This window comes from Pyrinomonas sp., from assembly GCF_040289685.1.
Lineage (GTDB): Bacteria > Acidobacteriota > Blastocatellia > Pyrinomonadales > Pyrinomonadaceae > Pyrinomonas.
Genome location: NZ_PSLQ01000013.1, coordinates 21241 through 42023, shown reverse-complemented (window position 1 = coordinate 42023; position 20783 = coordinate 21241). Strand labels below are relative to the sequence as shown.

Here is a 20783-nt window from a genome sequence, read left to right as displayed (position 1 = left end):
CCGATCTGCATAGTAGCCTGCCGCTGCTTGGCGCTCCAGCCCGTTTCATCCCGGAATTTAGGTTCATCAGCGGCTTGTACGAGCGCAACCGCAGCAAGATGTATGTCTCGCGCGGCACCGGCATGATTGGCCTGCCCATACGTTTCGGCGTGCGTCCTGAAATCTCCGTCATCGTGCTGCGCCGCTAGCGTACGGGATGTTCGCGCGCGTACTTGTACGCTGTATAAGCCGAGACGAGGTGGCAAATCCAACCGAGAAAGCCGCCCGTTCCGAGCCAAAAGCCGGGCGTGATGATCAACCAGAGGATGCCCGCTAAGATTCGACCGTTGTATATCTGGCCGACGCCTGGAATGAGCAAACTCAAAATGCCCGCTAGCGCTGGATCACGCATTTCAGACTACCTCCTGTTCTGACTATACGTTTGATGCGCGCTGCAGGTTCGGTAGTGCACGCGCTTCCGGCGCGCGGGGGCACGCACGCAAGTAGCGCTAGAAGGAGCTTCCGGCGCACAACGAAAGAGAACGAGTTGACTCTGGCCGCTTGCCGACGAAACCTCTGCATTCGGGGTTGCCCGCACCGCGCGCGCATGATCGAGGTAACTGAACGAAACGGTGGACTAACTGCGCTTAATTTGAAGCTGAGATTCGGCAGAGGACGTAAACAAGGCGATCGGACGAAAATGGTCAGCGCTTTAGTGCTCTTTTTCGTCAATGGGGCGCACGTCGATGATCTCGCCGCGAAACTTGCGCAGTACGTTCTTCACCGTCGGATGACTCTCGGCCCACTCGCGCAAGCGTTCGCGTTCGCGCTCCCGTTCATCTTTCGGCGAAACGCCACCCGCGACGGCGATGCGCACTCCCATTTCGCGCCCGGTCAGTTCATGGCAGACTTCACGCAACAGACGGACGTGATCAGCACGCATGATGACGTCGCGCAAGTGCTTGTTTTCAGCGGTGAATTCGAAACAGAGATCATTGCCTTGAAACTGAACGCGGCTTGCGCCTTCGATGGCGACCACAAGCAGCGGACGCGCGCGCGCTTCGAGCGCTCGCTTCAGTTCCGCGGTGAGGTCTTGCGCCGATGGTGAGGGATTATCTTTCGTTGTGGATTCGGTCTTGGGCGGCTCCTCGGCAGTTGTGTTGTCCGCCACAAGGCGCAAAGTTGCGGGGCGCGAAGCAACGCTCGAACCGGTCGCATCACGCGCGAGCGCGATCGAAGAGCGAGTCGCGCTGTGGCTTTCGACGGGTCGCTCGTGCGAGGTGCCTACGCCGCTCTTGGCGTCAGAAGTAGCGCTTGCGCCGCCCATCGAAGAGACGACGCCTTGACGAAGCTTGGCTTCGAGTTTTTCGAGACGCTCGATGACCTGCGCCAACTGCGCGACGCGCCCCATTTCGACGAGTTTGACCAGACCGATTTCGAGCTGATAACGCGGATGGGCGCTTTCTCGCAGGAGCCGTTCAGTCTCCGTCAGGCTATGAAAGAATCGGACGAGATCCGATTCCGAAAAGAGCGCCGCTTCTTTTTCCAGTTCGAGCCGCTCTTCGGGCAACCGTTCGATAATCGTGGCGTCTGCTCCGGCGACACGCACCACCAGAAGATCGCGCAGGTGACCCAGCAGTTCGCGACAGAAGGAGCGCAAGTCCGTCCCGCGCGAGACCAATTCTTCGACCACGGCGAACAGTTCGGCAACGTCACCTGCCGCGATGCCGCGCACCGTGCGCGTGAGCACATCCTTCCCCGTAATCCCAAGCGCAAAGCGAACCGCTTCGGGCGTGAGCTTCCCTTCGCTCCAGTAGCTCAACACTTGATCGAAGGCCGAGAGCGCGTCGCGCATCGAGCCTTGTCCAGCGCGCGCGATTTCGACAAGCGCTCCCGCGTCGGCTTCGATCCCTTCGGCTGCAGCGATCAGCCGCAACCGCTCGACCATTTTGGCGAGCGAAATGTGGCGAAACGTGAAATCTTGACAACGCGAGAGAATGGTCGCCGGAACCTTCTGTTTTTCGGTGGTCGCCATGATGAAGACCACACGGGGCGGCGGCTCTTCGAGCGTCTTCAGGAGCGCGTTGAAGGCCGCGCCCGACAACATGTGCACCTCATCGATGATGAAGACCTTGTAGCGATCGCGCGCCGGAGCGACGGCGACCGTGTTGATGATCGCCTCGCGCACGTTATCGACGCCGGTGTTGGACGCGGCGTCTATTTCCAGCACGTCGATGGAGCGACTTTCGGCCACCTCACGACACGAAGCGCACGCTTGGTCGAGGGTTGCGCAGGGCTTCGTCGTCGGACCGTCGCTTCGCTGACAGTTGAGCGCTTTGGCGAACAGGCGCGCGGTGGTCGTCTTTCCCGTCCCGCGTGGACCGGCGAAAAGATATGCGTGATGTATGCGCTCATGGGCGATGGCGTTTTGCAGCGTGCGCGTGATCGCCTCTTGACCGACGACATCGTCAAAGGTCTGCGGACGCCACTTGCGCGCGATCGACTGGTAGGACATATCTTCCGAAGATCTCGCTCGCGCCTTCTCGCTGGTGGACAGGCTCCGGACCGACCCGCAACACACGCGTCGCGCGGCTACCGTTGCTCCGTTCCCGGCCTGGCGGGGTTCACCGGCGCCGCGTTGTGCGGAGCCCGGAGCCTGATAAGTCGAAAGAGATCGCGCCGAACTTTCGAACTCTCTTTTTCGGCACGTGACTGGTAGATTCTTTCAGCAAGCGGAAGGTTTGTCAAACTCCGATTCATCAAAAGTCGGCTCGGCGCGGGGCGCGCTCTGCCGTTTGCGCCAAGAAGCCCGTTCAGAGCGCGCCACAGCTTGGATTTTCAATGTCGCGCGAGAACCTTTTGCGGGTTAATGGCGAAGAGGGCCGGCTTGAACCGCAACGAGTCGGCATCAAGCCAGCCCGACTTGAAAGCGTTGATGGCGGAGAGGGTGGGATTCGAACCCACGGTACGGTTCCCCGTACACAGCATTTCCAGTGCTGCCAGTTAAACCGCTCCTGCACCTCTCCGCGCCACAGATGCGCTCGAAAAGATCAATGGCGGAGAGGGTGGGATTCGAACCCACGGCGGCCTTACGACCGCTCCGGTTTTCGAGACCGGTGCACTAAACCACTATGCGACCTCTCCGCACTCAAGCGAACAACTCTCAGCTTGGCGCTTCCCTTTGAAAAAGGTTTGAATCAACCTTCGGCACTCTTCTTCAAGCACGCCCGCGCGCCATTCGATCCGATGATTGAGCCGTCGGTCATCGCAGATGCGGAAGACCGATTCCACGGCCCCCGCACGTAGGTCGTGTGCGCCGAAGACCAAGCGCCGGATGCGCGCCTGCACCATCGCTCCAGCGCACATCGCACACGGTTCGATGGTGACGTAAAGCGTCGCGCCGGTCAGCCGGTAGTTGCCTGCGCGTTGCGCCGCGCAACGCAGCGCGATGATTTCAGCGTGCGCCGTCGGGTCGCAGTCAGTGCGCGTGCGGTTACCTGCTGCCGCCAGCAACTCGCCCCGCTCATCGATGATGCAAGCGCCGATGGGGACCTCGCCCATCCCGGCTGCCTTGCGCGCCTCTTCGAGCGCGACGCGCATCCACCGCGCATCCTCTTCGCTTGTCAAACCCATAAGGATGCGCTTTGTGCCCGTTTCAATCGTTTCTTTTCATGCCCCGCTTTCATAACGAGGCAAACGATAATGATAGGCTGCCCTCAGGCCGCTGTCAAGAGAGGCTTTTCACGCCAGCATCTCGGTTTTGTGTCGCGCTGACGCCTCACGCCGCCGTCAAGAGAGGCTTGTTTAGCGATTGGACTTTTGTGAGCAACTCACGCGCTAAGGAGCGACGAATCGAAACTTTGCGTTGGCACCACGGTCAACTTCTCTGCATCGAGCGCCGCGTCGCTTCATGTCCGCGCGCTCCTTGCGCCAAGCATAGGGGGAGAGTTCGTTCGTCGAATTAACGTCGCCCCTGAGGGGTGACGTCGCGCATTGGTCTATGGCGAGACGCTTGCCCGCTTTCGGCCAAATATGAGATCATGTTGGTTTTAGGCGAAGCGCGCGATTTGCGCGGCGCGTGGAGGAAGACGAGAGTGATAAAGGAACTGGAGCAATTAATCGCCCTACAGCATCTTGACACGGAAATACGCCACTTGAAATCGGAACTCGATTCCATTCCGCAAAGGCGCGCTGAGATCGAAACGGAGTTCGAACAGCGCGCCTTCGAGTTTAGGGCCATTGAAAATCAGCGCGATGAAGCCCGAAAACTGCGCGATCAACTGGAACGAACCCTAGAGGAGACGCGCGCGCGCGCCGAAAGGGCCGAGCGGAATTTGATGTCGTCTAAAAACGAGAAGGATTACGCGGCGGCGATTCGCGAAATAGATGCGGCGCGCAAACAGATCTCACAACTCGAGACGCAAATTCTCGAGCAAATGGAGATCATCGAGCAGGCCGAAGCGCAGATCAAAGAGCGCGAGCCGGAGATCGAGCGCTTGCGCGCCGAGCTTGAAGAGAAACTCCGTCGCTTCGAGGAGCAAACCCATCAACAGGCGCTCGCCCTTGAAGTGCGCCAGCGCGAGCGCGAGCAATTGGCCGCATCTTTGCCGCGCCAGATATTCGCTCTTTACGACCGCATCAGCGCGCGCGTGCGCGATGGCGTCGCCGTCGTGGAAGCGCGCAACGGTTCATGCACGGCCTGCTTCATGGCGCTGCGCCCGCAAGTCATGGCCGAAATCAGACGCGGCACCGAGATCATCCTCTGCGACAACTGCAGCCGCATACTATACTACGTGCCTCAAAAGACCGAATCCAAAGTGGCCTCTTGACATCCGCCGCAAGGCCTAGGCCGCGAAAACCTTGACAGCGCCACGGCAACTGGCGGCTGCGGCCTTGCAGCGCCGGGCGGCGGGCCTCGCGTTCGATCACGAGCGAACCACAGCAGATGCCACTTACTCCGTAGAAGATGCCACCGAGTTCTACTTGCCAAGCACGATCGCCTGACCAAGCGCAAGGCGTTCGTCCGAAGCGATCGTGGTAAAATGTTTTGGCTTAATAGCTTTGGGCGGAGATCGAAAACGTCATGGCGAAAAAGGGGTCTGTGCTCGTCGTCGATGATGAAGAAGTGATGCGCGATGTGCTAGAGACGCTGCTCTCAGCAGAAGGTTACCGCGTCGAACTCGCAAAGACGGGCGAAGAGGGCGTGGAAGCTTATGCGCGTCGGCCTTATGATGTCGTGCTGCTAGACGTATCCATGCCGGGCATGGGCGGGCTACGCGCGCTCGAGGAGATACTCAAACTCGATGCCGAAGCAGTCGTCGTCATGATCACGGCTTATGCGACCTTCGATACGGCGATCGCAGCGTGGGAGCGCGGCGCCTTCGGTTGCATCAGAAAGCCTTTTCAAAACGAGCAGATCGCGCAGACCGTCGCCGCTGGTGTGCGGCGACGGCGCAAAGAGGAGGAGCGTCAAGCGTTGCGCCGCGCAATGAGCCGCGAGGTCGATCGCGGCGCCATCATCGGACGCTCCGAAGCCATGCAGGCGATCTTCCGTCTCGTGGACCAAGTCGCTGCGGCCCGCTCGACGGTGCTAATTACGGGCGAGTCGGGTACGGGCAAGGAGCTGATCGCCAAAGCGATTCACGAGCAAAGCCCGCGCGCCTCCAAACCGTTCGTCGTCGTCAATTCGCTCAACATCCCTTCGGAACTGCTCGAATCAGAGCTTTTCGGCCACACCAAAGGCGCTTTCACCGGAGCCATCGCCGCCAAAAAGGGGCTTTTCGAAGTCGCCGACGGTGGAACCATCTTTCTCGATGAGATCGGCGACCTGCCGTTTGAAATGCAGGCCAAGCTGTTGCGCGTGATTCAAGAGCGCGAGTTCACGCCGCTCGGCGATACTGCGCCGCGGCGCGTTGATGTGCGCATCATCGCCGCGACCAATATCGACTTGCGCGAAGCGGTGCGACAAGGGCAGTTTCGCGAAGATCTTTATTACCGGCTTGCCGTCGTCCCGATCGAGCTTCCGCCGCTGCGCGAACGGCGCGAAGACATCTTGCCGCTGGCACAGCACTTCATCCGCAAGTACAACACGGAGAACGGTCGCCGCGTCTCCGAGCAGATTTCGCCCGAAGTGCTGGCGCGTCTTGAAAACTATTCCTGGCCCGGCAACGTGCGCGAGCTTGAAAACGTCATCGAGCGCGCCGTCGTCATCGCGCCGGGCGATGAGCTGACGGTCGAATGTTTGCCGCCGGAGATCAGCGATCCGCAGCGCATCATTCATCGCACGCCAGCGCCGAACGCTGCCGCCGCCGCGCTCGATGTCGGACGCGGCATCAACTTCTACGACGAAGTGCGTCGGTTTGAAATGGACCTCATCCGCCGCGCGCTGGAACAGACCAACTGGCACCAATCGCGCGCCGCGCGCCTACTCGGGATGAACGCGACGACGCTCAATTCAAAAATCAAGGCGTACAACCTTCAGCAACGCCCATAACGGATGGCATCCATCGATCACGCGCTCGAACCGAAAACAGAGAGCGAGGCGCGCTTTGACCGCGTGCGTCGGCGACTCGGACTAGCCTTAGCTCCCATCGCCTTCACGCTCATTTACTTGGCTGAGTTCGCCGCGCTCAAACCGGAAGCGCATCGTCTGGCAGCGGTGATGGCCGCGGTGATCACGCTCTGGATCACGGAAGCGCTCCCGTTGCCAGCAACAGCGTTGATCGGGGCAGCAGCGTGCGTCGTTCTACAAGTAGCGCCAGCCAAAGACGTCTTCGCTCCCTTCGCCGACCCGTTGATCTTTCTTTTCATCGGATCGTTTATTTTGGCGCGCGCCATCTTTCTTCACGAACTGGACCGGCGGCTCGCTTTCAGCGCCCTCTCGATGTCGTGGGTCGACGCGCGCCCGTCACGCATCCTTTTCGTCTTCGGCGCCGTGACGGCCTTTATCTCAGCATGGATTTCAAACACGGCGACCACGGCGATGATGTTCGCCATCGGCATGGCGATTCTCGCCTTCTTCTTTCGCGCCGAGCAGATAGCGGGACGAAAGATCGACCGTCGTTACGCCACCGGTCTGATGTTGATGACATCGTTTGCCGCCTCCATCGGCGGACTGGCGACGCCCATCGGCACGCCGCCCAACGTCATCGGATTGGGTTTCATCCGGCAATTGGTCGGCGTCGAGCTTTCGTTCTTCAAATGGATGGCGATCGGCGTGCCCGTAGTCGTGCTCCTCTTCCTCTTTCTTTTCGCTTACTTGAACTTCTTCTGCCCTGCGGGCGTCGGCGAAATCAAAGGCAGCGGCGATGCCCTTCGGCGTGAACGCGAAAGCTTAGGCGTGTGGACGCGCGGTCAACGTTCGACGCTGATCGCCTTCAGCGTCACCATTCTGCTTTGGATCATGCCCGGCATCGTCGCGCTCGTCGTCGGCGAAAAGAGCGCCCTTTATCAACAGCTCAATCGCAGCCTGCCCGAAGGGGTGGCCGCCATCATCGGCGCGGCGCTCCTTTTCCTGCTTCCGGGCAACGGCGAGAAACGCGCCATCAGTTGGGACGAGGCGATGCGTATAGACTGGGGCGTCATCTTACTGTACGGCGGCGGGTTCGCGCTTGGGGTTCTGTCGTTTCAAACGGGGTTGGCTGAGGCGGTCGGCAAGGGGTTGACTTCGCTTCTTCCGTGGACGAGCGGTCTCGGTCTTCTCGTCGCCTCGACGCTGGTCGCAACGATCGTCTCGGAGACGACCTCCAACACGGCTTCGGCCAACATGGTCGTGCCCGTGGTGATCGCCATCGCGCGCGCAACCGGCGCCGATCCGCTGGAGCCAGCGCTCGGCGCAACCTTTGGTGCCAGTTTGGGCTTCATGTTGCCCGTCTCGACGCCATGCAACGCGATCGTCTACGGATCGGGCTACATTCCTTTGATGCGCATGGTGCGCTATGGGATTCTGCTCGACATCGCCGGCGTCGTCGTGATCGTCACCATGGTCCGGTTGCTCACGCCCTTGATTCGACCGTAGGTTATTTATACGCCTTTCCCCAACATCTCCGTTTCGGGGAAGATGGCGCGCGATCGAACGCAGGAGGCGCTTGCGTCCGCCTTCGCTTCAACCATCATCGCCGCGCCGAAGCGTGGGCCGAGCGCAAAAGAGATCTCGTCGCTTTCATTCATGTTCGCCTCAATCGCTATTGCCGTCCGACAGTTCGATTGTGAAGGCGGAACCCTGACCGGGGACCGACGTGGCCACAGCTTCGCCCCCATGCGCGCGCGCCAAGTGTTTGACGATCGCTAGTCCCAACCCGGTTCCGCCTTGCTCGCGCGAGCGCGCACGATCGACGCGATAGAAGCGCTCGAAGATCCTTTCGAGGTGCTCGGGCGCAATTCCCTCGCCCGTATCTTCGACCGTGATGCGGTGGCGTCCATCGCGCCGCTCGTATCGCACCGTCACGCGCCCACCCTCGCGATTGAACTTGATCGCGTTGTCGATGAGATTCGTCAGCATCTGCTCCAAGAGCTGCTCATCGGCTGACACGGACACGCCTTCGGCGATCTCGTTTCGCAATTCGATGCCGCGCTGTGTGGCCTGCTGCGCGAGCGCCGCGAACACGTCCTGCACCGCGGCGCGCAACTGGACCGGCACGATCTGAACGCGCACGTTGCCCGATTCGATCGCCGATAGTTCCAGTATGTCGTTGATCAGGTTACGCATCCGCTCGGCGTTCTTGCGGATCACGCCGAGAAAACGGCGGTTGTTTTGCGGATCGTCGATAGCCCCTTCTTCGAGCGTTTCAACGAAGGTGAGGATCGAGGTCAAGGGGGTTCGCAGCTCGTGCGAGACGTTGGAGAGGAATTCTTGGCGAACGCGCTCCAGTCGTTCGAGGCGCGTGATGTCGAAGAAGACGCCGAGCGCGCCACCGCGTCGCGCCGGCCCTTGCAGCGGAGCGACGCGCAGATCGAAGACGCGCCGCTCGCCGCCATAGGTCTCCACCTTCACTTCGGCGCGTTCGCTCCTCCCCAACGCCGCTTGAAAAGCGGCATGAATCGCCGGGTTGCGCGTCAATTCGCTCAGTCGCTTTCCGATCAGCTCGTTGCGCCCCGCGGCGAAAAGATCGAGCGCCGCGCGATTGGCCGCGATGACGCGCGTGTAGCCATCGACGACGATGACGCCCTCGCGCATGCTCTGCATGGTGGCGTCCAAAAGCGCGCTCGCCATCGCATCTGCGGCATCGCGTCCCCCCATCGCATCTGCGGCTTCACTTCTCCCTTCGGCTAGCGCGGGCGCAGTCCGTTGCTGGGCCGGCGATGGGCTTCGCGCAGCGAGAAGCCCAAGCATTAAACATGCGACCGCGACTAAAAGATGTAGCGGATACGCCCACAACGCGGCGACGGCAAGCGCAACGGCAACCGAGATGAACATCAGGGCGCGCTTGTGTGCCATGTCAATGAGTCCACACAAAGTCTCTTACGCGAAGAGAGTCCTCCAAGAAACTACGCCTTCTTTTGCGGCGCGCGCGGATTATCCTCGCTCGACTCTTTATCCGCGTCCGAACAACCGATGAAGCGGTAGCCGACGCCGACTACCGTCTCGATGCACTCGCCACACGGACCAAGCTTCTGCCGCAAACGGCGGATGTGAACGTCGAGCGTGCGCGTATCGCCGTAATATTCGTATCCCCAGACTTCATCGAGCAACCGTTGACGGGTCGCCACGCGCCCCGAACTGCGCGCCAATGTTGCCAGCAGGCTGAACTCTTTGCGCGTCAGCCTCACGGGTTGGCCATCGCAAGTGACGCGCATATCATCGTAATTGATCGATAGGCGTCCGTCCTCGTATCGCGTCGCGCTCATCTCGTCGGTGCGACGGAGCACAGCTCGCACGCGCGCCACCAATTCGCGCACCGAGAAAGGTTTGGTGATGTAATCGTCTGCGCCGAGGTCGAGTCCGGCGACGCGATCCGTCTCCGACGAACGCGCTGTCAGCATGATGATCGGCGTGCGCCGAGTCGTTGGCTCGCGTCGCAAACGACGGCACAACTCCAAGCCGCTCATTCCAGGAAGCATCAAGTCGAGGATGATGAGCGCGGGCGGACGCATTGGATCGAGCGCCGCCGCCAACCCTTGCTCTCCGCTCAACGCAACGCGCGCCTCCAAACCCTCGCGTTCGAGGTTGTAGCGCAAACCTTCGGCGATGTCCGCGTCGTCTTCAATAATGAGAATCGGTCGCATAATTCGCTTGCTGAGTGGTGAGCGACGGGAACGAAGACCGCGCTTTCTACGGCCTTCCCCGTCACTTTTCGTTGGCCGCGGTCTTCGGCATGCCCGCCAAAGCGCCGCGGCCTTGGTTCGGGACGCACAGCACGGTCAAACCTCGCCGTTTGTTTCCGGGGAGCAATGCGCCTTAGTTGCTATGTTTGATCACAGCGGCTTCGGCCATGTAAACGGTCAGTTCACAGATATCGGTGACGTAATCGGCGATCCGCTCCAGATGTTTAGCGACGAAGAGCAAGCGCGCGGCGCGCCCCGTAGTCGTCGGGTCGCGTGCCATCAATTCGATCAGATCGTGAAAGACACGGTTATAAAGCTCATCCACCTCGTCGTCGCGCCCGATCACGGCGCGCGCAGCGGCCGCATCGCCGGAAGTGAAGGCATCCAGCGCCGCGCGCAACATCTGCGAGACGAGGTCGGCCATGCGCGGCAGATCCACGTAGGGCTTCAATTGCGGCTCGTCATTGAGATCGATGGCGACGCGCGCGATGTTGCAAGCGTGATCAGCGATGCGTTCGAGAATCGGCGTGATCTTGGCCACCGAGATGACGAAGCGCAGATCGCGTGCCGCTGGCTGTTTGAGCGCGAGGATGTCGATGCACAGGCGATCTATCTCCAGTTCGAGCCGGTCTATTTCGTCGTCGTTTTTGAGCACTTCGCGTGCCGCGTCCGAATCGCGCTCGACGAGCGCATACATGGCCCGTTGCAACGCCGTCTCGGTCTCTCCGCCGAGCAGCAGGACGCGATCTCTTAGGGCATCGAGCGCGCGATCGAGCGAACGGTGAATCTCCATGAGCGACCTCCTTGTCAGCTTCAACCGAACCGGCCCGTGATGTAGTCTTCCGTCAACTTTTGGTCCGGGTTGGTGAACATCTTCTCGGTCGTGTTGACTTCGATCAACTTCCCCATCCAGAAGAAGGCCGTGAAGTCAGACACACGCGCCGCCTGTTGCATGTTATGCGTAACGATGACGATGGTGTAATTCTTCTTCAACTCAACGATCAACTCTTCGATCTTCTGCGTCGCGATCGGATCGAGCGCCGACGCCGGTTCGTCCATCAACAGCACTTCCGGCTTGACGGCTAGCGCGCGCGCGATGCACAACCGTTGTTGCTGTCCACCGGAAAGCCCCAGCGCCGAAGCTTTCAACCGGTCTTTAACCTCCTCCCACAACGCGGCATCGCGCAGCGCCTGTTCGACGCGCGCTTCGAGTTCGGCGCGACTGCTGAACAGCCTGTTGATGCGCAGCCCGTAGGCGACATTTTCGAAGATCGATTTCGGGAACGGATTCGATTTTTGAAAGACCATGCCGACCTTGCGCCGCAAAGCGACGACATCTGTGCCCGGCGCGTAGATGTCGCGCCCATCGATCAACACGCGCCCCTCGATGCGCGTGTTCGGGACGATGTCGTTCATGCGATTCAAGGTCCGCAGAAAGGTCGATTTGCCGCAACCGGAAGGGCCGATGAAGGCCATCACGACGCGCTCCGGGATGTCGAGCGAAATATCGTGAAGCGCCTGCGTCCGCCCGTAAAAGAAGTTCAAGCTTTCGACGCGGATCTTGGGTGCCGCCGTGACCACCGGCGTGAAAAGGTCTACCTCGCCGGCGCGTCGCGCCTCTCTTTCGGTTGCAACTTTGATCGTCGGTGTTGGCGTTGACATAACCCCTTCTTAGTATCTTCGACGTGTGAAGAAACGCACCGCGAAGTTGATCGCCAAGATCAAAGCCATCAGCACGAGCGTCGCGGCCCACGCCTGCGCATGCCATTCATCGTAGGGCGAAATGGCATAGTTGTAAATCTGCACGGTCAACGACGCGATGGGTTGATCCAAGTAGAGGCTGAAGAAGCGGCTGCCGAAAGCCGTAAAAAGCAACGGGGCTGTTTCGCCAGCGATGCGCGCGATCGCCAACATCGCGCCAGTGGCGATGCCTGAAGCCGCCGCCGGCATGACGATGCCGAGCGTGGCGCGCCACTGCGGTGCGCCCAGCGCAAGCGCCGCCTCGCGCAAGCTGCCGGGCACGAGGCGGATCATCTCTTCGGTTGTGCGCGCGACGATGGGCACCATGATCACGGCCAAGGCGACGCTGCCAGCGAAGGCCGAAAACTGTTGCATCGGCAGCACGATCACCGCATAGACGAAGACGCCGACGACGATCGACGGCACGCCCGTCAACGTGTCGGCGACGAAGCGCACGAGGTTGCCGAAGCGTCCGCCACCGTATTCAGCCAGATAGAGGCCGGTCGCGATCCCAAATGGGATGCCCATCGCCGACGCAAGCGCGATCAACAGCAGCGACCCGACGATGGCGTTGCCGATGCCGCCGCCTTCGCCCACGGGCTTCGGCGTGTCGATTAAAAAGCGCCAGTTGAGCGCGCCGACGCCGCGCCAGATGATGTAGCCGAGGATCACCAGCAGCACCAGGACGGCAAACAGCGCGCACAACGCCGTCAGCGTCGTCATCGTCGCGCTCAGGATCCTACGCCTCTGATCGGTCTTCATCCGATCCTCCTTCCCACTACCTCACGCACGCGCCGAGCGGGTGCGTCGCGCCACGCTCCAGACGAGCAACCGCGCCAGCGCGTTGATGACGAACGTGACGAGAAATAGGATCAAGCCCAGTTCGATCAACGCGCTCAGATATAGATCCCCAGTCGCTTCGGTGAATTCGTTGGCGATCACCGAAGCGATGGTGTAGGCTGGATCAAAGAGCGAAAGGCTGATCTGCGGTCGGTTGCCGATGACCATGGTGACGGCCATCGTCTCGCCGATGGCTCGCCCCAAACCGAGAATCACGGCCCCCAAGATGCCGGGCGCGCCGTTGGCCAAGACGACGCGCGTCGTCTCCCACTTGGTCGCGCCCAGCGCAAGCGCCGCTTCGCGCTGCGTCATCGGCACGGCGGCCAACACATCGCGCACCACTGCCGAGATGATCGGCGTGATCATGATCGCCAAGATGATGCCACCGGTGAGCATGCCGATTCCCGTGATCGTCCCTTGGAAAAGGGGCGTCCACCCAAACGCTCGTTGCAGCGGTGGGCCTAATTCTTCGCGCACAAACGGCGCCAGAACGAAGATGCCCCACAACCCATAGACCACCGACGGGATGGCCGCCAGCAGATCGACGAGAAAAGCGATCGGACGGGCGATCTTCTTCGGCGCTTGTTCGACCAAAAAGATCGCCACCCCAATCGACAACGGGACGCTTAACACGAGCGCGACGAGCGACGAGACCACCGTGCCGTAAATGAACGGCAGGGCGCCGAACTCGCCAGCGACCGGGTTCCACGCGCGGCTCCACAAAAAGCCGAGACCGAACTCGGCGAAAGATAGGCGCGCGCGATAAGCCATCGCCACGATCATCGCCGCCAGCAACGCGATCATGAGCAACGCACACAAGAACAACGCGCTGCGAAAGATCGCGTCGCCCACATCGCCCGTAGGCGACAGCGCCCGCCGCCATCTGACCGCGCCCGCACCATACGCGGCCACGGGCGCGTGAGTTTCGGTCTGTGCGTTCTTCATCTTTTCGCCGTTGCCTTGCCGCCTGGCGAAAGAGCGGCGAAGAGACAGGCTCTCCGCGTCAGCTCAAGGCCGCAAAGGCTTTCCTCCAAAAGTAATTGAACGCAGCTTCTCTTCGACGCGCCGGACCACCGTTTCGGGCAACGGCGCATACTGCAACTCGCGCGCGAATCGCTGCCCGTCATGCACGGCCCACCAAAGAAAATCCACCAACGCCTTGCCCTTGGCCGCGTCCTCCTGCTCTTTGTAAACGAGGATGTAAGTGTAACTTGCAATCGGGTACGCAGCCGCGCCCGCCGCATCGGTGATCGAGATGCGCAGGTCGGCCGGCATGTTCGCCGCGCTTTCAGCCGCTGCTTCCGTCACCGAATCGAGCGTCGGTTCGATGTAGTTGCCGCTTCGGTTCTTGATGCGGGCGACGGGCAACTTGTTCTGCACAGCGTAGGCGAGTTCGACGTACCCGATGGTGTTCGGCGTTTGCTTGATCTGTCCGGTAACCCCTTCGTTTCCTTTGGCACCGAGTCCCAACGGCCATTTGACCGACGTGCCCGTACCCACCTTCTCCTTCCACTCGGGACTGATCTTGACGAGGTAGTCGGTGAACACGGCGGTGGTCCCGCTGCCATCCGAGCGATGGACCACCGTGATGTCAGCCGCTGGCAGCGTCACCGTCGGATTGTCGGCCTTGATGCGCGCGTCATCCCAGCGGCGAATTTTGCCGAGAAAGATGTCGGCGATCACTTCAGGCGAAAACCGAAGCGGCTCCTTCAGCTCCGGCAGATTGTAGGTGAGCACCACGGCGCCGAGCACGGTGGGGATGTGGAGGATCTCACGCGGGAAATTGCTCAGCTCTTGGTCATCGACCGGGATGTCGGTCGCGCCGAAATCGATCGTGCGCGCTTCGATCTGCTTGATGCCGCCGCCTGAGCCAATCGATTGGTAATCGATGCGCACGTTCGGATTGGTCTTCGCGTACTCGCTCAGCCACTTTTGATAAAGCGGGTTGGGGAAGGTGGCGCCAGCGCCTTGCAACCGAACGACGCCGCCATCAACCGGCCCGCGCTGCCCGCTGCAAGCTTGAAAGATGAGCGATGTTGCCAACAACACCGCCGTAAGCACGCCCTTGAAAGCATGCGACATTCTTCATCTCCTCGATCTCAAAAGAGGCGTCGGTAGAACCCATCGAGCGTACACACACGATGTTACATTTTTCTGAACTCGAACTGAATCTTGAATGAACTACGAACCGCATGATGAAGTCAAGCCGAAGCGCGCTCGCGCCCCTAGCCCTCGCCTTCACCATCTGAGAGCAGCCGATAGCCGACGTTGATCATCGTCTCGATGCGCAACCCGAAGGGCGCAAGCCGCCGCCGCAAGCGGTAGATGTGGACGTGTAAACTTTCCGGGTTGAACGGCGCACGTCGGCCCCACGCATAGCGCCAGATCTCCTCTGCCGGCACGACGCGCTCGATGTTGCGCGCCAAGCGCGAGAGGATCAAGAACTCTTTGCGCGGAAGCTGTATGGGTCGCCCGCTGCACGCGGCGTAGTAGTTTTCGTGTTCAACTCTCAATCTCCCATCATCGTAGATATCCGGTTCCGGCTCAGCAGCGCGCAGTGCCGCCGGTGGACGCCTCAGGTTGCGGATGTGTCTCATGGCTGCTAAAGCGTTCCCATTGAAGATTGCTTTCAGCCTCTCGCGCGGCGGGGAGGAGATCCTCCCCACCGCGCAAGGGCAAAGACGCGAAACTGTGATGGCCTTAAAACTTCAATCTCAATCCGAACTGCATGACGCGCGGGCCGCCGACGGTGTTCAGGATCTTGCCGAAGTCCGAACCGTCTTGCAGGTCGTTGTTCGGATTGGCGAAGTTGGCCGTGTTCGTCACGTTGAAGACATCCCATCGCAGCTCGACGGCGACGCGCTCGGTGAACTGCGTGTTCTTGGAAAGGCCGAGGTCGAACCGGCGCTGAGCTGGGCCGCGTAGCACGTTGCGCCCCAAGCTTCCGAAGCCGAAGTTGGCCAGATAGCCCCCCGTCGGCGTCAACGGCGAGCAGAGCACCGTCGGATTGAAGTATTGCTCCACGCGATCGGGACCGGATTGGCGCAACTGCTCCAGCGTCCCACACAAGCTGGGCCGCCCAAATCCGAGGCGATAAAGTCCACCCGAACCGCGCGCCAGCCCCGTGTATTGCGCTGCGTTCGCCACTTCAGGCTCCGACGCGAAGAGCGAAAAGGGCGTGCCCGATTGGAACTGCAGGAAACCAGAGAGCCGCCAGCCGGTCAGCAAGCGCGAATTGGAGCCGAAGCTCGGCAGATCGTAAACGAAGCTCGCGCTGAAGCGATGCGTGCGGTCGAAATCCGAAAGCGCCCGATTGCTTGACAGGTCCCGTTGATTGCCTTGCACGACAAAGCCCACGTTAGGCACATCGGGCTTGCCGCTGCCGGCGGTGCTGCCTGGATCGGCGGAACTCGTGTCGATCGACTTCGAGAAGGTGTAGGCGACGTTGAACTGAAGGCCATCAGTGAAACGGCGCGTCAAACTGAACTGCGCTGCGTTGTAGATCGAGTTTCCGTTCGATTGCAGTAGCAACGCTTCCGGGATGTTGAAGCCCAAGATCGGTCCACGCGCTTCAAAGCCGATCACCGAACCGTTCGGGTCGCTCAGGTTGTAATCAACCGCCAAGCCGGCGACCTGATTCGGGAAGCCGAAGGCGATGCCGCGCCCTCGCTCGCGTTCGCTGGAAGCAGCGCGCAGCGGCCCACGCAGCGCGTTGGCGTTCCCTGTGCGCGCCACCTCGACTTGATACGCGGCGTTGTAAGCCTCGTTGAAGCGCCGAAAGATGTGATCGGGCGTCGCCGGATCATTCAGGTCGTAACCTTGATTGAAGGCCACGGCCTGAAGGAGTTTGGTCCCTTTGGTGCCGACGTAGCGCGCTTCGAGCAACAGGTTGGGCGTCAGCTCGAATTGCACGCCAAGGTTCCATTGTTGCACGTAGGGCGTGCGCAGATTGCGATCGACGGCACGAAATTCAAAGGTCTCGGCGATGTTGCCGCGCGAAGGTTGTCCGGTCACGATGTCGATCGGGTTGTTGGTCCCGTCGGCTTGACGGGTGACGGGCGTATTGTCGCGGATGACGTAGGTGATGACGTTGCCGCTGCGGACCAACTGGATGCGGTTCGGCAAGAAGCGGTTGAAGGCGAAGTTCGGATCGTTTGGGAACTGCTGCGAAAAGGCCCGGTCAAGCGGCACAGCGCGCGTTGGCGCGGTCACTTCGATCTCGCGCAAGAAGGGGTAGTTCGAAAAGACGGTGTTGATGAAGGCAGCGCTTGGGCGATCGTAGAAGATGCCGTAACCGCCGCGGACCACCAACCGACCGCTGTCGAGCGGCGAGTAGGCGAAACCGACACGGGGCGCGAAGTTGTTCAGATCTTGCCCCTTCAGCGTGTGCTTGTTGTTCACCTTGGTCGAAGCGGCAATGGCCTCGTCGATGACGACGTAGCCCGTTGGCTGCACGTTGCTTGGCACGATGAAGCCGCTGACGGGGTTCTCCGTGTTGTTGAGCAAAGCGAGATCGAAATTGCCGATGCGTCCCTGCCTCTCTTCGGGCCAGCCGAACCAATCCCAACGCACGCCGAGGTTCAAAGTCAAGCGGCGATTGACTTTCCAATCATCGGCGATGAACAAACTGAGATCGCGGAAGCGAAAGCTTTTGTCTGTGACGCCGAATTGCGTATCCGCTTCGGTGCCGAAACCGGCGAGGAATTGCGTGAAGTTTTCGAACTTCTCGAATTCGGTCGCCTGCTCCTCTGGCAGGTTGGTATCGTACTGGTGGCGCTTGAACTCGCCGCCGAGGCGCAAGGTGTGCTCGCCGCGCACATAAGTCAAGTTGTCGGCGAAGCTGAAGGTTTGCTGTTTACGTCGGTTGAATGAGTCGTTGGGTCCACCGAAGGAGAGGTTCGACAGGTTGTTGCGCCAGATGTAGTGGCCCAGTCGTTGCGTTCCGGGGCTGTTGTCGAAGAAGGTTGCTGGGTTGGGCACGCCTACCGATTCGTTGGTGATCGCGAGAAACGGGTCGTCCAACTGGCGCGTGTTGTTCAAGTAGAAGAAGCCGAAGCGGGCTTCATTGATCAAATTGGCGTTGAAGACATGCGTATCCGAGATGGCCAGCGTTCGGTTGCGATCGTTGCGCTTCAACGTCACGGGCGAGGCAAGGCTCGACGGATCTGGGAAGGGATCGAAACCGGGGAAATCAGCGAAGAAGAAAGTGCCGCTCAAACGGTTGGCCGCCGTCAACTGTCCATCGAGCCGGAGGGTGAACTGATCCTGCTCGAACTCCGCCGGAAAGACGTTGCGCTGCCGGACGAACGGGTTCCCACCAACCCACTGCCCGACCGTCTGATCGCGGAAGGTGGACGCTATTCCGGCGCGCGGCGTGGGAACGAAAAAGTCGCCGGTTGCCGGATTGCGAAGGTTCAGAATGCGCAGCGCCACGGGCGAGATCTGCTGGACTGTGAGCGGGAAGTTCGGATTGAGCTGTTTGAAGGCCGCGACCAAAGCTTCGGCGGTGCGCTCGCCCTGAATCAAGCGCAAGGCTTCAGGCAGCACCGTAATGCTGCTCGCCGTTGGGACGAAACCGGTCTTGGCTTTGGTCCGCTGGTAACCGCCGAAGAAGAAGAAACGATCCTTGACGATCGGGCCGCCTAAAGTGAACCCGCCTTCGTGTCGGCGCGCGCGCGGGCGCTCGATTCCGTCGCGGTTGAAGAAGAAATCATTGGCGTTGAATTTCTCGTGTTGGAGATAGTAATAGACCGTTCCATTGAGTTGATTGGTGCCGCTGCGCGTGACGAGCTGGAAATTGCCGCCGCCGCTTCGCCCCGTTGAAGCATCGTAAAGACTCGTTTGAAGCTTCACTTCGGCGAGCGTCTCAGGCGCAGGCGCGATGTTGTCGTTGAGCGACCCTTCGTTGGTCGTGATGTTGGTCGCGTCGATGCCGTTGAAAAAGAGGCTTGTCGAAGTGGTGCGCGTTCCGTTGACCGACGGCGAGATGTTGCCGTTGCTGTTGGTCAGCACGGGCGGCAGATCGGCGCTGACGCCCGCCTCGGCGCTCAGCAGGTGAGTAAAGCTTCGCGTCGAGGTCGGCACGCGGACCAACTCTTCAGCCGAAAGCTGACGGAACGTCGCTGCCGTATCAGGCGTCAGCAACGAGGCGTTCTCGGTGACGGTGATCGCTGCGCCGATTTCGCCCACTTCCAAGCGATCTTCCAGCGTGCGCGGCACGGCGGCTTCGACCGAAACGCGCTCGCGCACAAGCTTTTTGAAGCCGGCCATTTCGTACGTGATTTCGTAATCGCCGACGGGAAGCGCCGGCACGGTCCAACGTCCTTCGCCGTTGGTCGAAACGATGCGCTGCAATCCCGTCTGCGGATCCCGCACGGTGACGGTAACGCCCGCCAGCACGGCGCCGTTGGCATCGGTCACAATGCCGCTCAAGCTGCCAGTCGGGCCGCTTTGCGCACGGCCGGTGAACTCCGTACCGTCCACAAACGGCGCAAGACTCATGAAGAGAAAGGTCATTAAGCCATGCAGGCTTATCTGGTTTCGACGGGGTCGTGTGTGATTCATCGTGGTCACTCCTTTTCTCTCAAGCGTCGAGGCTGTCGCTCCCGTTTGAAAAGCGATTGCGCGCCAGCATTTCACGACCGGTTTAATTCAAGGTGAACGGTGTCTTAAAATTCGGTTAACGCCGTGCCGTTGCCGCGGCAACCGACGAACGCCCTGCAAGCGAACGGCGTCTTGAAGTCGGTTGATGCTCCTCATAGCGACAAAGGCTTGTTCGTAGCAGGAAGAGGACCGCGCTTCTGGCTGGTCGTGGTCCTCGGCAACGTATGGCAGAGATCATCGGGAAAAGCTTGGCGAAGGGCGGCAAATGAGTTAAAAAGATGGACGCCATGCATCGCCCCCTCGAAAAGGAGCAGAAAACCAACCATGATGAACCGACGCGACGCGATAAGGAGCGCTGGCGCCGCGCTCACAGCGGCATTCTTCTCGAGATCGACCTCTTCCGCCCCACAACAAGCAGCGCGCAAAGCCGTTCAACGCGGGCGCCTTCGGCAATCCGTTTCGCGTTGGCCGTACAACCGTATTCCGTTAACCGATTTTGCGCGTGCCGTAGCCGAGATGGGCTTGACGGCGATCGATCTGTTGCGCGAAGAAGAATGGCCCATCGTGCGGCGTTACGGTCTGACCTGCTCGATGGGTTATCCGGCGGTGGGCGCCGAGATCACGCGGGGTCTTAACGATCGCGCTAATCACGATCTGATCGTGAAAGGTTTTCAGCAGAGCATTCCCGTGGCGGCGAAATCGGGCGTGCCGAACCTGATCGCCTTTTTCGGCAACCGACGCGGCATGAGCGATGCTGAAGCGATTGAAAACTGCGTCGCTGGACTCAACCGCATCAAGAAGATGGCCGAGGATTACGGCGTCAACATCTGCATCGAACTGCTCAACAGCAAATCCGATCACAAAGATTATCAAGGAGATCGCACGTCGTTCGGCGTGCAAGTGGTCAAAGCCGTCGCTTCGCCGCGCGTCAAGCTTCTTTACGACATCTACCACATGCAGATCATGGAAGGCGACATCATCCGCACGATCCGAGAGAACCACTCGTACATCGCCCACTATCATACGGGCGGTGTCCCCGGGCGGCACGAACTGGACGATACGCAAGAGCTGAACTGGCCCGCCATCTGTCGCGCCATCGTCGAAACGGGGTTTAAAGGCTATCTCGCGCACGAATTCATCCCGACACGCGATCCGCTTCAGTCTTTGCGCGAAGCCGTGATCCTTTGTGACGTTTGACCTAGGCTCAGCCGCCGCAAGTTCCGAACTGAGGACGAGGTGGATTTGCCCGCTTTTCCATACTTCCGGCAGCTTCGAGCGCACCGCAGTAAAAGCAAGCGTGTGCTTCATCCCATGCACACGGGATAAAGCACACGCGCCCTGAAACGCCCCGCTCTTTA

General features: G+C 60.4%; 17 protein-coding genes, 2 tRNA genes, 1 other RNA gene and 2 pseudogenes. 5 read left to right on the top strand and 17 right to left on the bottom strand.

The features are described from left to right. A pseudogene (locus tag C4334_RS04965) lies at positions 1–188 on the top strand (metallophosphoesterase); the annotation flags it as partial. Here the strand turns inward: C4334_RS04965 and C4334_RS04960 are convergent. The 6 genes from C4334_RS04960 to tadA form a co-directional block, all read right to left on the bottom strand. Beyond that, positions 185–391, bottom strand: coding sequence for a DUF5683 domain-containing protein (locus C4334_RS04960; RefSeq protein ID WP_352430979.1), 207 nt, complete (start codon positions 389–391; stop codon positions 185–187). The pseudogene C4334_RS04965 and the gene C4334_RS04960 sit on opposite strands and share 4 nt — an antisense overlap. A gap of 300 nt (positions 392–691) precedes the next feature. After that, on the bottom strand, positions 692–2494 hold the full coding sequence (dnaX, locus tag C4334_RS04955) for a DNA polymerase III subunit gamma/tau (protein ID WP_352430978.1): 1803 nt from the start codon (positions 2492–2494) through the stop codon (positions 692–694). A gap of 40 nt (positions 2495–2534) precedes the next feature. Then, positions 2535–2634, bottom strand: an RNA gene (gene ffs / locus C4334_RS04950) — signal recognition particle sRNA small type. Between the two features lie 281 nt (positions 2635–2915). Then, positions 2916–3005: transfer RNA gene (locus tag C4334_RS04945), tRNA-Ser, on the bottom strand. A gap of 28 nt (positions 3006–3033) precedes the next feature. Continuing rightward, positions 3034–3123, bottom strand: a tRNA-Ser gene (locus tag C4334_RS04940). Continuing rightward, positions 3109–3612, bottom strand: coding sequence for a tRNA adenosine(34) deaminase TadA (gene tadA, locus C4334_RS04935; RefSeq protein ID WP_352430977.1), 504 nt, complete (start codon positions 3610–3612; stop codon positions 3109–3111). The genes C4334_RS04940 and tadA overlap by 15 nt, the downstream gene beginning before the upstream one ends. Before the next feature lie 461 nt (positions 3613–4073). On the opposite strand from tadA, the gene C4334_RS04930 reads away from it, so the two are divergent. The 3 genes from C4334_RS04930 (at position 4074) to C4334_RS04920 (ending at position 7996) form a co-directional block, all read left to right on the top strand. Further along, positions 4074–4808, top strand: a complete 735-nt coding sequence (locus C4334_RS04930; RefSeq protein ID WP_352430976.1) for a zinc ribbon domain-containing protein — start codon at positions 4074–4076, stop codon at positions 4806–4808. A 254-nt stretch (positions 4809–5062) separates the two neighbouring features. After that, entirely contained in the window at positions 5063–6472 is a 1410-nt protein-coding gene (locus C4334_RS04925; RefSeq protein WP_352430975.1) for a sigma-54-dependent transcriptional regulator, read from the top strand. A 3-nt stretch (positions 6473–6475) separates the two neighbouring features. Beyond that, positions 6476–7996 carry an SLC13 family permease gene (locus C4334_RS04920; RefSeq protein WP_352430974.1) on the top strand — a complete coding sequence of 507 codons (1521 nt, stop codon included), beginning with the start codon at positions 6476–6478 and terminating at the stop codon, positions 7994–7996. Positions 7997–8001: 5 nt separating this feature from the next. Here C4334_RS04920 and C4334_RS04915 read toward each other — a convergent pair whose 3' ends face one another. From C4334_RS04915 to C4334_RS14785, 11 genes and pseudogenes are all read right to left on the bottom strand, one after another. After that, a complete protein-coding gene (locus tag C4334_RS04915) occupies positions 8002–8148 on the bottom strand; it encodes a hypothetical protein (protein WP_352430973.1) in 147 nt (48 codons plus the stop codon). Between the two features lie 7 nt (positions 8149–8155). Then, positions 8156–9433, bottom strand: a complete 1278-nt coding sequence (locus tag C4334_RS04910; protein WP_352430972.1) for a sensor histidine kinase — start codon at positions 9431–9433, stop codon at positions 8156–8158. A gap of 32 nt (positions 9434–9465) precedes the next feature. Beyond that, a complete protein-coding gene (locus C4334_RS04905) occupies positions 9466–10203 on the bottom strand; it encodes a response regulator transcription factor (protein WP_352430971.1) in 738 nt (245 codons plus the stop codon). 172 nt (positions 10204–10375) lie between these two features. Next, a complete protein-coding gene (gene phoU / locus C4334_RS04900) occupies positions 10376–11035 on the bottom strand; it encodes a phosphate signaling complex protein PhoU (protein ID WP_352430970.1) in 660 nt (219 codons plus the stop codon). 20 nt (positions 11036–11055) lie between these two features. Further along, positions 11056–11904, bottom strand: coding sequence for a phosphate ABC transporter ATP-binding protein PstB (gene pstB, locus C4334_RS04895; protein WP_352430969.1), 849 nt, complete (start codon positions 11902–11904; stop codon positions 11056–11058). Between the two features lie 9 nt (positions 11905–11913). After that, the gene (gene pstA, locus C4334_RS04890; RefSeq protein WP_352430968.1) at positions 11914–12744 is read right to left on the bottom strand and encodes a phosphate ABC transporter permease PstA; all 831 of its coding nucleotides are present in this window, start codon (positions 12742–12744) and stop codon (positions 11914–11916) included. A 21-nt stretch (positions 12745–12765) separates the two neighbouring features. Continuing rightward, complete coding sequence (gene pstC / locus C4334_RS04885) at positions 12766–13767, bottom strand: phosphate ABC transporter permease subunit PstC (protein WP_352430967.1); 1002 nt, start codon at positions 13765–13767, stop codon at positions 12766–12768. Between the two features lie 63 nt (positions 13768–13830). Beyond that, complete coding sequence (pstS, locus tag C4334_RS04880; protein ID WP_352430966.1) at positions 13831–14904, bottom strand: phosphate ABC transporter substrate-binding protein PstS; 1074 nt, start codon at positions 14902–14904, stop codon at positions 13831–13833. Between the two features lie 143 nt (positions 14905–15047). Further along, positions 15048–15419: a helix-turn-helix domain-containing protein gene (locus C4334_RS04875; RefSeq protein ID WP_352430965.1), complete on the bottom strand. Its 372-nt coding sequence runs from the start codon at positions 15417–15419 to the stop codon at positions 15048–15050. 103 nt (positions 15420–15522) lie between these two features. Further along, a complete protein-coding gene (locus tag C4334_RS04870; RefSeq protein ID WP_502943400.1) occupies positions 15523–18675 on the bottom strand; it encodes a TonB-dependent receptor domain-containing protein in 3153 nt (1050 codons plus the stop codon). 360 nt (positions 18676–19035) lie between these two features. Further along, positions 19036–19323, bottom strand: a pseudogene (locus C4334_RS14785) (carboxypeptidase-like regulatory domain-containing protein); the annotation flags it as partial. Between the two features lie 426 nt (positions 19324–19749). On the opposite strand from C4334_RS14785, the gene C4334_RS04865 reads away from it, so the two are divergent. Beyond that, entirely contained in the window at positions 19750–20622 is an 873-nt protein-coding gene (locus tag C4334_RS04865) for a hydroxypyruvate isomerase family protein (RefSeq protein ID WP_352430963.1), read from the top strand. Positions 20623–20783: the final 161 nt, after the last annotated feature.